Consider the following 12,650-nt stretch of genomic DNA (forward strand, 5'->3'; position numbering starts at 1 on the left):
AACGAGCGCGCCAAGAAACAACCCTTCAAGACGATCAGATGGAGTTCCGCGGACCGTGTCTGTGATGGGGTGGCCCGTGTCGGGGCTCAAGCCCACTGGGACGCGTGCTGGGCGAGGTATCTCGCGGTCCGCAACGCCAGAGCGTGCAGCGTCAGCGTTGGAGGCACGGAGCCGCCCGTTACGAAGAGGGAGGCTCCTCCGATGAACAGGTTGTCGATGCCGTGCACCTGTCCGTGGCAGTTCGTCACGGAGGAGCTGGGATCGGTCCCCATCCGCATTGTCCCCATGGGGTGGGCTTCGAAGGCCGGCGTGTTGACGTGAACCTCCCTGGCGCCTGAGGCCCGCAGCACCTGCGCCATCTTCTCGACCGCGGTGCTGGAGACACGCAGATCGTTGTCCAGGAGCGTGTAGCTCACCCGGGCAATCGGCTGGCCGTAGGGATCCAGCCGCGAGCGATCGACCGTGATGCGATTGTTTGGAGAGGGGAGCCCCTCACTGAACGAGGCCAGCAGGAGCGACTTATTGTACTCCTTCATCCGGTCCTTCAACCCGTGGCCCGTGAAGCGGCGCAGCGGATCCACTGCCAGAATGCTGGCCGCCACTCCGTTGAGTGACAAGAGCGAGAAGCCGCCCAGGTAGGGCTGCCCGGGACCGCTCTCGCGGAAGTCCAACGACATGAGGTTGCCCATGGCGTGGCCGACAGACGTGTCCAGCTCGTCGTCCGTGATACCCAGCCCGACGCTCCCCAGGTGGCAGAAGAAGTGGCGCCCCACCTGCTCGTACGCATTGGCCAAGCCCTGGGGGTGGAAGGCATTGGCCGAGTTGAGGAAGAGCCGGGGCGTCTCGATAGGGTTGTTGCAAACGATGACGACCTTGGCGAACGCCCGATGCTCGCGATGGGTACGAAGGTCCAGCCAGCTCACCCCATCCACGCGCGTCCCGGTGTGGAGCATCTCCAACCGCGTCACCAGGGCTTCCGTGCGCAGCTCCAGCCTCCCCGTTGCCAGGGCCGGGGCGATGAGCACCTGATCCGCCTGGTACTTGGCATCCACGCGGCACCCGGAGCGGCAGTATCCGCAGTGCAAGCACTCGCCGCGCCCCTGATAGGGCCGTGAGTTGATCGCCACCGGGCCGGGAGCGGAGCGGATGCCGAGCCTCGCCATGCCGTCGCGCAGCCTCATCGATGACGGGTAGTAGCCCATGGGCGGGTTGGGGTACTCGCGCCGGGTCTCCGAGTCCCAGGGGCTTCGTTGCCCGGCCACGCCCATCTGGGCCTCGGCCTCGTCATAGTCGGGCTCGAGCTCGGCCAGGGAGAGGGGCCAGTCCTCCACGGAGCTGCCCGCGGGCTGTCCGTGGCGGCTCCTGAAGTGGAAATCCCGCTCGGAGAAGCGCGCGCTGACGGCCGTCCATGAGAGGGTACCGCCTCCCACCCCCATTCCGAGGCTGGGCGTTCGGTGGAAGCCGTTGCCCTCCACCTGGTAGTGGCTGTTGTCCCAGAGGAGCCGCCACATGCTCAGCTCGTTCTCGGTGAAGTCCTTTCGGTGATGGGCGTGGCGCGGGCCCCGCTCCAGGGCCAGCACGTGCCCCCCCGCCTTCGTCAGCTCGTAGGCGAAAACGGAGCCAGCGGCTCCAGCCCCCACGATGATGGCGTCATAGCCTCGGGCCTCATGAAGGGGAGCCATGGTCTCTCCCTGGCGGGCCGCGAGGGGGGCCGCCCTGATCGATGCTCGGTCCGGGAAGCCCGATGGAGCGGCAGACCTTGGGGATGCTGTAGAAGCGCAGCATGAGCAGCGTCCGGAACAGCTGCCAGAAGGAGACGAGCTCTGGCAGGGAGGAAAGGCTTCCAACGAGTGCCTCGCGTGACGGCGGCGGGAGCTGGGCCAGCTCGTCCCCGTAGGTGCTCCGCGCGAGCTGGTTGACGTGCGCCAGCGCGGACCTGAAGAGCTCGAATTGCTCTGGCCGGTCCTTCAACATGCCGATGACCATGGGGACCACCGGGGTATCCGCTGCCCCTGGCATGTCGTCAGAGGGCAGCAGCGTGGCAGCGATGGCATTGGCTGTCTCATAGTCCGTCGCGGAGAGGTTCTTCATAGGGCGGTTTCCATTGGCCTACAGGAGTGAGTAGGAGTTGCAGGGTTGTGAGGGAGCCTCCTGGCCGGTTGCCGCGGATACGGTGCGGCAGGCGGAAGGTGAGCCGCACCTTGAAAGGGTGGAGACCGGTTGTGAGTCATTCGTGGTCACCCCCACAGGAGGAATTCATGCCGTCTCAACACATTCAGCCAGGGCCCGGGCAGGAATCCGTATGGGATTACCCCCTGCCACCTCGGGTGGAGCCCTTCCCCGGTCACATTCAGATCCGGTTCGCGGGGGAGCTCATCGTCGACACCCGGCGCGCCTTGCGCGTGCTGGAGACGAGCCTCCCGCCCGGCTTCTACATCCCCCGGGAGGACATCCGGCCGGGAGTGCTGGTGCCCTCGGAGCGCACCTCGTTCTGCAAGTGGAAGGGAACCGCGCGCTACTTCTCTGTCGTGCTCGACGGTAGGGAAGCCCAGGATGCGGCCTGGAACTACCCAGACCCGATTCCCGAGGCCGCCATGCTGAAGGACTACGTGGCCTTCTACGTCGCGCCCATGGATGAATGCCTGGTGGATGGAGAGAAGGCCACCCCGCAGCCTCACTCCTATTTCGGTGGCTGGGTCACCTCGCGAGTGGTGGGCCCCTTCCTGGGCGAGCCGGGCGCCGAGAATGTATGCGGGTGCGAGTACTGACGGGCCCTCCGCGAGCGCCTGCTTCAACAGGACGGCCACGCTCCCAAGTTCAGGAGCGTGGCCGGCTGCGACTTCCGCGGATGGCGCGCAGAGGGGCTACATCACCGGCTGGGCCGAGACGGGGAGGTCCAGGTGGACGTGCGTCACCAGGCCCGGCGGGAACCCCGCCTTCTGGAGCTCGGGCACGGCGCCGTAGAGTGCCCCATCCGAGTGGTACACCACCTCGATGATGGCCAGCGGCACCTCTCCCGGCAGGAGCGAGAGCGGGCAGAAGTTGAGCTGGGCCGAGAACGTCCCCCGGCCGCATTCATCGGTGACGACGACGTTCGGCACTCCCCCCAGAGGCAAGGGCACGGGCCCCTGCGAGCCCACCAACACCTGCCACACGGAGTACAGGCCTCGCGGAACGAGGCCGGCGAACTCCATCTCGATGGTCGTCTCGTCCCGGCCCGCGCAGTGGAGCCGCGCTGTGCCCCGCGCCCTCAGCCACTGCTTCAGGGTGATGGGCTTTGCCGAGCCTGCCCGGCTCGGCTCGAGCTGCCCCGCCGAGAGGTGGGCCCGCACGGGCAGCCGAGTCCCATCCGTGCTGGTGATGACCCCCACATCATTGAGGCGGACGTTGAGGCGCTTGGGGTCGACGCTCCCAGGCGGAATCCCCAGCGCCGCGAGAATGGCCGGATCCACCGTGCTCGCCAGCACCGTGTCCGGATCCGAATCCGACGTCAGGGGGATCGGATCCTTGCCATGGGCGTTGAAGCCCGCGACGGTGGTGAAGCCGAGGGTCCCCAGCGCACCGAGATGATGGACCGGCTGGCCGAGCAGCCGGTTGATCCCTGTCACCACTCTGGCTTCGATGACACGCGACTCGACTCGCGGCGGGTACCGCTCGGCCTCCTGACTGCTCCCTCCGGCTGACTCCAGCTCTTCATTCATGATCTTCATGGCATTTCTCCTGATAAGCGCCCTGGGTTCACAGCTGCTGCATGTCCTACGGTCAGGGAGAGCGGAGTCCCCACCGCTGTGATGCGAGTCGTTGCGCCCGGCGTCACGCCAGCCCCGTACCGAAGGCACTGGACATGTAGGCTCGGGCGTCGTTGATGGCCCCGTCGATGATGCGGGCCGCCAGGCGGGCCTCCTCGGGGGAGTGCGCCGCCTGCACCTGCAGACGGAAGCGCGCGGACCCGACCGGCGTCACCGGGAACTCCACGAGGAAGGCCAGCACCCCTCGGTCGAACAGGAGGCGGTTGGTGATGCGCGCCAGCTTCTCGTTGCCCATCAGCAGCGGCACGATGGGCGAAGGCATGCCCATGCAGGTTCGCCCGTGCCCGATCAGTTCATCGCGGAGCGCGTGGACGGCCCGGAAGAGCCGCTCACGGAGGAGCTCTCCCTCCGGCGAGCGGACGATGCGGGCGGACTGCAGGACCACCGCGGCCTGTGTCGGTGAGAGTGCATTGGAGAAGAGGTGGCTACCAGCAAACAGTTTCACGTATTGCTTCACCGCCGGCGAGCGCGTCGCCAGGAAACCCCCGTTGGAGGCGAAGGTCTTCGAGAAGCTGCCCATCACCAGATCGACCTGGCCCAGCAGCCCCTGCATCCCCAGCACACCGCTGCCCCCGGGTCCCAGCGCCCCCAGATCGTGCGCCACATCCACCAGCAGGGTGGCGTCGTACTCCCGGCAGAGCGCCTGCAGCGCCACCAGGTCCGGCCAGTCGGCGTCCACGGAGAACAAGCCATCCGTCACCACGAGGATGCCATTGCGCGTATCACGGCCGCGGATGGCCACCAGGTGCTGCCGAACGGACTCCAGGCTGAGGTGCTCGAAGCGGAAGATGTTCCGGGTGGCCGCACGGGCGCCTTGCTGGAGACAGGCGTGCGCCAGCTTGTCGACGACGACGTAGTCCTCCTGCCGCACCAGCCCCACGATGGAGCCAAAGCCAGCCGCCCAGCCGGTGGGGAAGAGCATCACATGTTCCATGTGCAGCAGCTCGCCCAGCTCGCGCTCCAGCTCCTCGGAGTAGCGGGTGTTACCCAGGACGATGGGCGAGCCGGCGCTGTGCGGGCCGAACTCGTGCAGGGCCCGGAGGGCCGCCTCGCGGATGGCGGGGTGAGCGCTGAGGGAGAAGTAGTCCTGAGAGTTGAAGTTGATGCCCCGGGTGGAGCGCCCCGTGTCGTTGCGGATGGTGGCGATGCTTCCCGGCGCCACCTCCAGCAGGCGTGAGTACTGCCACGTCTCCGTCCTGCGGCGCGCCTCGACCCAGCCGTAGAACTCCTCGGTGCGCGCCAGCAGGTTGCTGCCTGCCGGGTGGTAGAAGTCGTTGAGGTTCTTGTCCAGCGCATACTCCTCATCCGGGTCCACGCTCCGGCGCAGGTGCGTGGGCTCGCTCAACCCCTCCAGCGCCGCCTGCACGGCGGGCAGCTCCCGCTGGAGGAAGTCCCAGATGCCGCGCAGCGCCGCCTCGTCCCGGGCCGCCACCTCGGCCTGCTGCCGGAGCGCGATGAGCCCGTCCCAGGGCACATGGGTGGCCCAGTTGCGGAGCATCTCGGAGGTCTCCTCCGCGGTGGCTCCCAGCTCCAGGGCGCAGCTTCGAAACGCCTCGCGGGCCTGGGGATCCGCGCGCACCTCATGGAAGGAGCGATCCCTCGTGTAGGGCTCCACCCGCGCCGCGGTGGCCCCAAGGCAGTGGATGAGCTCGTTGTCGTCTCGGTAGTAGTTCAAGGCTTCCATCACAGTGCTAGCTCCATGGCAGAAGGGGGACTCGCGAAGGGGTTCTGGAGGTAGGCCCGGGAGGTGGCCTCGAACCGCTCGAAGATGGCGTGATGGCTCGAGTTCTCCCTGGCCACGTCGGTGAGCAGGAAGATGTTGGAGGCCTGGAAGAAGTCAGCCACGGGCGCCACGTCACACATGGTGGCGATGAACCGGTTGGTCTCCTGCGGGTTGCTGCGCAGCGCCACGTAGAGCATCAGCTCGTCGTGGCGCGGCGGCCTCATCTCCGCCAGGGTGCAGACGAAGTCGTAGTAGGCGGAGGCCACCTGGCCGCGCCGGCGGCCCTCGTAGGTGGACTTCAGGGCCTCCTCCAGGGGCTTGCGCCCGGAAAACCCCTCGTCGAGAGCCGTGGAGAGGAGCTCGGCGTCGCGGAAGGCATGGGACATGCCGGTGGCGGTGCACTGGTCCCGGAAGCAGGCCGCGTCACCCGCCAGCACCCACCCCGGTCCGAAGAGGGGCCGCAGGTAGGCCGCCTGATCCAGCGTTCCGTAGAAGCGCTCCTCGCGCCGGCCTCGAGTGCGCATCAGCTCGCCGATCTCCGGGCTGATGAAGTCGAGCGCCTTCTGGAAGTTCCCTGGCACGTCCTGGCGGAAGGTGTTTCCCCACTCGCTCGGCCCGAACACCAGGGCCATGTGCTGGCCGAAGTTGGTGGGCACCAGGCCCAGGCCGAGCCGTCCGCGCCGGTGGATGTGCACCATGTCCAGCGGAATGCCGGAGACATAGGTCCAGTAGGCGAACGTGCACTTCAGGCGCTCATCCGACTTGGGGAGCTTCAGGGTGCGCGCGACAAAGGAGTTGCGCCCGTCCGCCCCCACCACCACCCGCGCCCGCTCCTCCACCCGAGCGCCCTCGCGGGTGCGCCCCCGAATGCCCACCACCCGTCCGTTCTCCTCGATCAGCTCGTCGACGGCAAAGCCCTCACGGACCTCGGCGCCCGCTTCCACCGCCGCGTCCACCAGGATCTTGTCCAGCACGCGCCGCCGCACCGAGCAGTAGCGCTGTACAATGCCCGAGTCATTCCCGTGGAAGAGCTGGAAATACTGGCGCAGCAGCTCCTCGGGGATGGTGCCCACCAACGGGATGCCTTCATTGACCAGGTTGACGACCGTATGCGAGGGCGTCACCTCCAGCACCCGCCCCAGCAGCCCCCAGCGATTGAGGTACGAGGCGCCATGCGGCCACAGAAAGTGCGTCGAGACGACGTCGCTGGGGAAGGTGGCCCGGTCGACGACCAGGACCTTGTATCCCTTGCGCGCGAGCAACATGCCCGTCGAGGCCCCCGCACACCGCGCACCATTCACGATGATGTCGAACATGTCTTCTCCAGAAAGAGATCAGGCCAGCCACTTCCGCTGGCTCTAAGGGGTTGAGTTCGGAGGGGTTGGTTGTGATGGCCGGGCGCGGGCTCAGAAGCGGAGCAGCGCGCCCTCCATCGTCATCCCGGGGCCGCAGGAGAAGAGCACGCCGTACTCCCCGGGCCGTGGCCGGTCTTGGGCGAGCAGCTCCTCCAGCACGAGCAGCACCGTGGCGGAGGAGCAGTTGCCGTACTCCCCCAAGATGCTCCAGGTGGCGCGGAGCTGCGAGTCGCTCAGCCTGAGCTTCTGGGCCAGCTGCTCCACGATCTTCGGCCCCCCCGGATGGAGCGCCCAATGCTGGATGTCCTGGACGCCCAGGCGCTCCGGGCCGAGGAGCGCGCCAATGAACGACTCGATGTGCTCGCCCACCAGCGCGGGCACCGCGGGCGAGAGCGTCATCCGGAACCCGTCGTCCAGCAGCTTCCAGGAGATGAGCTCGTGCGCGTCGTAAAGCTGTCGAGAGAGGGAGCGCAGCACCTGCGGCCCCGCGCCGGGCTCCTCGAGCCCCAGGACGAGCGAGATGCTGGCATCGCCGAACAGTGAGTGAATGACGGCCTGTTCGCGGGTGGGCTCGTTGCGGAGGTGGACCGAGTGGATCTCCGTGCAGTTGACGAGCACGCGATCCGCCGGGCGGGCCGCCAGGCCGTCCAGGGCCACCGAGAGCGCGTTGAGCCCCGCGCCGCTGGCCATGTTGGCAACGAAGGTGCGGCGCAGCGAGGGACGCAGCTGGAGATTACGGGCCAGCAGCAGGTCCGGCGTTGGGCTGATGGCCCCGGTGCTGCACGCCATGATGAGGCTGCCAATACGCTCGCGATCGTGCGTGCTCAGCGCCGCCTCCGCCGAGCGCGTGGCCACCTCCACCACCGCGTGCTCGTGGAGGGCCATCCGCTCTCCCACGCCCAGCCGCTCCCGGGCCATCAGCTCGCGGGGGCTCACCGCCATGCGCCGGTGCTGGACGCGGGATCTCTCCATGATGTGGCTGACCTGGGGAACGCTCTGGAACCACCCGGTCGACAGGCTCTCGCTCATCTCCTTCTGCGTCACCTTCAAGGAGGGGAAGGCCGACTCCAGACTCAAGAGGGTCGGACGGGGATGAAGGTCGGGCATGGGGCTCTCCGCCAAGGGCTGGCAGCAGCGGCCCTGTGGGCCGTGGGTCTGCCAATGGAATGGAGTCCCTCATCTTTATTTGTGACGCTTCCAGCCCCGCTCCGTGACGATGCTCACGCAAATTATTCCGCGCGCATCACACGGGACCCATGAGCACTCGGTCTGTTCAGAAGCACTGTGAATGAAAGCGAGACAGCCGATGAGCACCATCCTCCTGGTCAACGACGACCCCGAAATGCTTGGCCTCTTCCCGGTCTGGTTTGAAACGAAGGTGCTTCCATGAAATACAGATCGAGATACACCCCTGCCCTCCCTTCCTCCCTCCCCTCACGTCCCGCCGACAATCATTCGCCGCAGCGCCGCCGCACGCGCTCGGCCCCTCCCAGGCTGCGCATCCCGAAGCCGGCGGAGTCCCCGATGCGGTTCGCGCTGCGCGGGGCGGTAGGGCTCCTCTTCATCACGTTCGGCCAGATGAAGTTCTTCGACAGCATCCTCCTGGGCAACCATGCCGTATCCCTGCCCGCTGGACCGGAGGGCTTCGCCCAGTACCTCGACGCCGTCGGCATCCCCTACCCGCTCCTCAACGCCTATATGGTCTGCCTGGTGGAGATGCTCTGCGGCCTGGGGCTGCTGCTCAGCCCCTTCCTCCCCTACGCAGCCATCCTCACGCGCCTGTGTGCCCTCCCACTCATGATGGACATGGTGGTGGCCACCATCACGGTGGGCCTGCGCAATGCCCTGGGGATCCCGGTCCAGATCCACGGCGTCGCTGTCACCGCCCAGCCCTGGAGGTTGCCGCTGGAGTTCTCCCTGATGGTGCTCGCGCTGTTCTTCCTGTGGAGACCTGTCCCACGGCGTGCGCCCGCCGTAGCCGTCGCTCCTGAGGGCTCCTCCTCCGGGTGAGCTCGCGGGAGCGGTGGCGATACGCCCCCGGAGAGGGCTCTGCCCCAGGACTTCCAGGCGGTTACGCGGGCGCCGGGGTGGGGATTGTGGGATGGGGCTCAGTCGACCGAGACTAGCCCCCACATGTCGCCTCCCCCCACCGACCTGGCCGTTGACGCCCGTGGGCTCGTCAAACGCTTCGGCAGCTTCACCGCGCTCCATGGGCTCGACATTCAGATCCCCCGAGGCGCCTTCTACGCCTACCTGGGCCCCAACGGCGCCGGGAAGTCCACCTCGCTCGCCATCCTCACCGGGGTGTATGGGCCGGACGGAGGCACCATCCAGCTGCTGGGCATGGATGCCGTCAAGCAGCCCATGGAGGTGAAGCGCCGCATCGGCATGGTCCCCGAGGAGCTCAGCCTCTTCGAGCGCCTCACCGGCCGCCAGTACCTCACCTTCTGCGGCCGCATGTACGGCCTGTCCGGAGACGAGGCCGCCGCTCGCGCCGTGGAGCTGCTGGAGCTCACCGAGCTGACCTACAAGGCCGGGGCGCTCGTGGCCGAGTACTCCAAGGGCATGCGGCGGCGGCTGGCCATCGCCGCGGCGCTGATCCACGCGCCGGAGCTCATCTTCCTGGATGAGCCCTTCGAGGGCATCGACGTGCTGGCCGCGGGCGTCATCCGCGAGCTGCTCCGCGAGCTGAGCCGGCGCGGCGTCACCCTGCTGCTCACCACGCACGTGCTGGAGATCGCCGAGCGCCTGGCCAGCCACGCGGGCATCATCCGCGGCGGGCGGATGCTGGATCAGGGCACGGTGCCGGAGCTGATCAGCCGCTACGACGTGCCCTCGCTGGAGGCCGTCTTCGAGAAGCTCATCTCCGTGCCGGCCGCGCGCAACGCCCGCCTGTCCTTCTATGGCGAGGCCCCCGCCCCGGTGGTGCCCCTGCGCCGGGAGTCCGCGTGAATCCGCCTCCCGTCCCCGGCTTCTTCCGCCACCTGTGGCTCTTGTGGGGCCTGCGGCTGAACATCGGCCTCAACCGAGGCTCCGGACGCCCGAGCAAGGTGCTGGCGGTGGCCACCTTCCTGGGCTCCAGCGCTCCGGCGCTCTTCTTCGGGCTGGCCGCCTTCGGGCTCATGCGGCTGCGCCCCGTGGCCGAGAGCAATGTGTGGCCGTACTTCATCCTCAACCTGCTGTGCTTCGTCACCACCTCGGTGTGGGTGACGTGGCCGCTGCTGTCGGCGGGCGTGGATGACCACTCGGAGCTGAGCCGGTACGCGCCGTTCCCCATCTCGCCCTTCCGGCTGCTCATCTCCTCCAGCGTGGCGAGCCTCTTCGAGCCTCGCGCCCTCGTCTTCTACGCGCCCCTCACCGGCGCCGCCCTGGGCTACGCCTCTGTCAACGCGCTGCGAGCCCCCTGGCTTGCCGTCCTCAACTACGTCCTGTTCGCCCTGCTGTGTGCCGCCTGGAGCCGCGTGGCCCTGCATGCCGTCATCAACGTGCTGCGAGAGAAGCACAGCGCCGAGATCATCGGCGGCGGACTGTTCGCGTTCCTGTTCGCCGCGTCGTTCATCCCTCCCGTCGACACCTCGTGGCTCACCGCCGTGGGCGAGGCCGGCGTGGGCGCGCTGAACATGGAGCTCATCATCAACGCCGCCATCGCGCTGAGCCGCGTGCCTCCGGGCTTCTTCGGGGACTCGTTGGGGCAGCTCGCTCACGGGCGCCTGCGCCTGGCCCTGATCGAGACCTTCGGGTTGGGGATGTTCACCGCCATTGGCCTGCTGGTGGCCTACGTGCTGCTCATGCGCTTCCACCGCCAGGCGGGGCGCGCGGGGCCGGCCATGAAGGAGTCCGGAGATCGGGATCCGTTCGCTCGCACGTCGACACGGTTCCGGACCATCCTCACCCGCGAGGCGCTGGACCTGTGGCGCAACCCGCGCGCGCGTCTGCTGACCTCCGTGCCGTTCGTGCTCGCCATCCTCTTGAAGCTGCTGTCCGGGAGGGATCTGTTCGTCTACCTGCTCGGACAGTCCGCGGACGCGTGGCTGATGGGCGGGCTGTCCGTGTATGGCGCCGTGGTCATCTCCTCGACGTTCTCGCAGAACACCTTCGCCTATGACGGGCAGGGCTTCGCCATCTTCCTGGCCGCGCCCATGGAGCTGGCGGACGTGCTGCGCGCCAAGAACCTGGTGCAGGGCGTGGCCGGCCTGAGCATGGCGCTGCTGGTGGGCCTGTTCTACCGCGTCTACTTCGGCTTCGGCTCGTGGGTGGACATCCTGTGCTCCATGGCGTCGGTGGCCGCCGTGGTGCCCATGCTGCTGGCCGCCGGCAACTTCCTGTCGCTGTACTTCCCGGTGAAGTTCCACGCCAGCCTCAAGCGCCGGGACAAGCTGCCCCTCACCGCCTCCATGCTCGGCATCGTCGCCGCCAGCGTGGGGTGCATGCCCTTTGGCTGGGCGATGAAGCTGGCGGGCAAGAGCGGCCCCACGGGCCAGACGGCGGCGATGATCGCCCTGTGCGCGGCGCTCTATGCCGTGCTCTACCGGCTGATGCTGCCGCTGGCCTTGCGCGTGCTGGATCAGCGCCGGGAGATCATCCTCCGCGCGGTGACGCGGGAGTAGTCAACCGCTTCAGCCCCCCGCCAGCCAGCGCAGGCCCCACGCCGTCAGCAGCCCCAGGTAGTTACCCAAGGCGATGCCCGCGAGCCCCAGCGTCAGCCCCGGGCCTACCAGCGCCCGGTTCTTCAAGGCCGCTGCCACGGGGCCAATCTGCGCCGGCCCGTAGATGGTGGCGGTGGAGCAGATGAGCGTGCTGTCCGCATCAATGCGCAGCAGCGCCGAGAACACCGTGTGGAGCACGATGGACAGCCCCATCACCAGCCACACGTAGATGAACAGCGTCGCGCTGCCTCCGCTCAGGATCCGCGCGTCGGCCAGCGAGCCCATGGCCACGCAGAAGATGAGCAGCACATATTCACCCAGCTCGTAGGCTCCCGTGAGCGACCGCACCTGCTTGACCAGGGAGGCCACGATTCCCAGCGTGGTGATGCCGAGCAGCGCCGGGCTGGCCTCCAGCTTCCCGAACACGAGCAGCGTCGCGCCCACGGCCACCGCCGCGATGGCCACCGCCAGCCCAAAGCCGATTCCCATGTCCTTGAGGTGGTGCCGCGTCCAGACGCTGAGCGCCTCGCCCGGGTGCTCGAAGGGCTCGTGGTGGGGCGTGGCGGTGAAGGCCGGCATGAAGCGCAGGAACAGCCGCTGCGCGAAGGTGAGCAGGAAGATGAGGTAGATGCCACCTGCCACCAGATCCGCCGCGTTGAGCAGGACGAAGGTCTCGCTCCGCGCCTCCAGCACTCGCCCGATGGCGGCCATGTTGGCCGTGCCTCCCACGTACACGCCCACCAGCATGCCGGCAATCTTCCACCACTCGTCGGTCTGTCCTCGGAAGAACCAGCCGATGAGCCCCGCGCCCGCCACCGCCGCGAAGCACGCCAGCACGAACGAGATGATCAACGAGCGCGCGAGCCTCGGCCACTGGCGCACGTCCGAGGAGAAGAGCAGCAGCGGAATCGCCAGGGGCACGGCGACCTCGCTCACGTGCAGCGAGGCCTCCGAGGACAGCCGCACGCCTGGCACGTTCGCCACGATGATGCCCGCCAGGTAGCAGAGCGTCACCGGGCCGAAGAACTTCGCCACACGGTAGCGCTCGCCCGCCCAAAGGGCCGCCGCCGGAAAGAGGATGCACCACAGCACCTGGATGACCGTCATCGGCACACTC

At 67.9% G+C, this 12,650-nt stretch carries 11 protein-coding genes; 4 read left to right on the plus strand and 7 right to left on the minus strand.

The genetic code is table 11. From position 1 onward, the window contains the following. Positions 1 to 86: 86 nt before the first annotated feature. Positions 87 to 1,682, minus strand: a complete 1,596-nt coding sequence (locus ACJ8AT_RS08845) for a GMC family oxidoreductase (protein ID WP_407737204.1) — start codon at positions 1,680 to 1,682, stop codon at positions 87 to 89. After that, on the minus strand, positions 1,666 to 2,091 hold the full coding sequence (locus ACJ8AT_RS08850; RefSeq protein ID WP_407737205.1) for a gluconate 2-dehydrogenase subunit 3 family protein: 426 nt from the start codon (positions 2,089 to 2,091) through the stop codon (positions 1,666 to 1,668). The genes ACJ8AT_RS08845 and ACJ8AT_RS08850 overlap by 17 nt, the downstream gene beginning before the upstream one ends. A gap of 167 nt (positions 2,092 to 2,258) precedes the next feature. Here ACJ8AT_RS08850 and ACJ8AT_RS08855 point away from each other — a divergent pair, with 167 nt between their 5' ends. After that, positions 2,259 to 2,768, plus strand: coding sequence for a DUF427 domain-containing protein (locus tag ACJ8AT_RS08855; RefSeq protein ID WP_407737206.1), 510 nt, complete (start codon positions 2,259 to 2,261; stop codon positions 2,766 to 2,768). Between the two features lie 96 nt (positions 2,769 to 2,864). Here the strand turns inward: ACJ8AT_RS08855 and ACJ8AT_RS08860 are convergent, their stop codons facing one another. From ACJ8AT_RS08860 to ACJ8AT_RS08875, 4 genes are all read right to left on the minus strand, one after another. Beyond that, on the minus strand, positions 2,865 to 3,710 hold the full coding sequence (locus ACJ8AT_RS08860; protein WP_407737207.1) for a hypothetical protein: 846 nt from the start codon (positions 3,708 to 3,710) through the stop codon (positions 2,865 to 2,867). Between the two features lie 103 nt (positions 3,711 to 3,813). Continuing rightward, positions 3,814 to 5,493 carry an aminotransferase class I/II-fold pyridoxal phosphate-dependent enzyme gene (locus ACJ8AT_RS08865; protein WP_407737208.1) on the minus strand — a complete coding sequence of 560 codons (1,680 nt, stop codon included), beginning with the start codon at positions 5,491 to 5,493 and terminating at the stop codon, positions 3,814 to 3,816. Next, a complete protein-coding gene (locus ACJ8AT_RS08870) occupies positions 5,493 to 6,848 on the minus strand; it encodes an NAD(P)/FAD-dependent oxidoreductase (RefSeq protein ID WP_407737209.1) in 1,356 nt (451 codons plus the stop codon). The genes ACJ8AT_RS08865 and ACJ8AT_RS08870 overlap by 1 nt, the downstream gene beginning before the upstream one ends. A gap of 90 nt (positions 6,849 to 6,938) precedes the next feature. Then, positions 6,939 to 7,994, minus strand: a complete 1,056-nt coding sequence (locus ACJ8AT_RS08875; RefSeq protein WP_407737210.1) for a type III polyketide synthase — start codon at positions 7,992 to 7,994, stop codon at positions 6,939 to 6,941. Positions 7,995 to 8,411: 417 nt separating this feature from the next. On the opposite strand from ACJ8AT_RS08875, the gene ACJ8AT_RS08880 reads away from it, so the two are divergent. The 3 genes from ACJ8AT_RS08880 (at position 8,412) to ACJ8AT_RS08890 (ending at position 11,494) form a co-directional block, all read left to right on the plus strand. After that, entirely contained in the window at positions 8,412 to 8,897 is a 486-nt protein-coding gene (locus ACJ8AT_RS08880; RefSeq protein WP_407737211.1) for a DoxX family protein, read from the plus strand. A 123-nt stretch (positions 8,898 to 9,020) separates the two neighbouring features. Beyond that, a complete protein-coding gene (locus ACJ8AT_RS08885) occupies positions 9,021 to 9,839 on the plus strand; it encodes an ABC transporter ATP-binding protein (protein ID WP_407737212.1) in 819 nt (272 codons plus the stop codon). Then, complete coding sequence (locus ACJ8AT_RS08890) at positions 9,836 to 11,494, plus strand: hypothetical protein (RefSeq protein WP_407737213.1); 1,659 nt, start codon at positions 9,836 to 9,838, stop codon at positions 11,492 to 11,494. Before ACJ8AT_RS08885 ends, ACJ8AT_RS08890 begins: the two co-directional genes overlap by 4 nt. A gap of 9 nt (positions 11,495 to 11,503) precedes the next feature. On the opposite strand, the gene ACJ8AT_RS08895 is transcribed toward ACJ8AT_RS08890, so the two are convergent. After that, positions 11,504 to 12,640, minus strand: a complete 1,137-nt coding sequence (locus ACJ8AT_RS08895) for a DUF819 family protein (protein ID WP_407737214.1) — start codon at positions 12,638 to 12,640, stop codon at positions 11,504 to 11,506. Between the last annotated feature and the right edge of the window lie 10 nt (positions 12,641 to 12,650).

The organism is Hyalangium sp. (assembly GCF_045802625.1).
Classification (GTDB): Bacteria; Myxococcota; Myxococcia; order Myxococcales; family Myxococcaceae; genus Hyalangium.

Coding starts and splice junctions, on each gene's coding strand:
- ACJ8AT_RS08845 (WP_407737204.1), bottom strand. CDS start 1,682: ATGGCTCCCCTTCATGAGGCCCGAGGCTATGACGCCATCATCGTGGGG.
- ACJ8AT_RS08850 (WP_407737205.1), bottom strand. CDS start 2,091: ATGAAGAACCTCTCCGCGACGGACTATGAGACAGCCAATGCCATCGCT.
- ACJ8AT_RS08855 (WP_407737206.1), top strand. CDS start 2,259: ATGCCGTCTCAACACATTCAGCCAGGGCCCGGGCAGGAATCCGTATGG.
- ACJ8AT_RS08860 (WP_407737207.1), bottom strand. CDS start 3,710: ATGAAGATCATGAATGAAGAGCTGGAGTCAGCCGGAGGGAGCAGTCAG.
- ACJ8AT_RS08865 (WP_407737208.1), bottom strand. CDS start 5,493: ATGGAAGCCTTGAACTACTACCGAGACGACAACGAGCTCATCCACTGC.
- ACJ8AT_RS08870 (WP_407737209.1), bottom strand. CDS start 6,848: ATGTTCGACATCATCGTGAATGGTGCGCGGTGTGCGGGGGCCTCGACG.
- ACJ8AT_RS08875 (WP_407737210.1), bottom strand. CDS start 7,994: ATGCCCGACCTTCATCCCCGTCCGACCCTCTTGAGTCTGGAGTCGGCC.
- ACJ8AT_RS08880 (WP_407737211.1), top strand. CDS start 8,412: ATGCGGTTCGCGCTGCGCGGGGCGGTAGGGCTCCTCTTCATCACGTTC.
- ACJ8AT_RS08885 (WP_407737212.1), top strand. CDS start 9,021: ATGTCGCCTCCCCCCACCGACCTGGCCGTTGACGCCCGTGGGCTCGTC.
- ACJ8AT_RS08895 (WP_407737214.1), bottom strand. CDS start 12,640: ATGACGGTCATCCAGGTGCTGTGGTGCATCCTCTTTCCGGCGGCGGCC.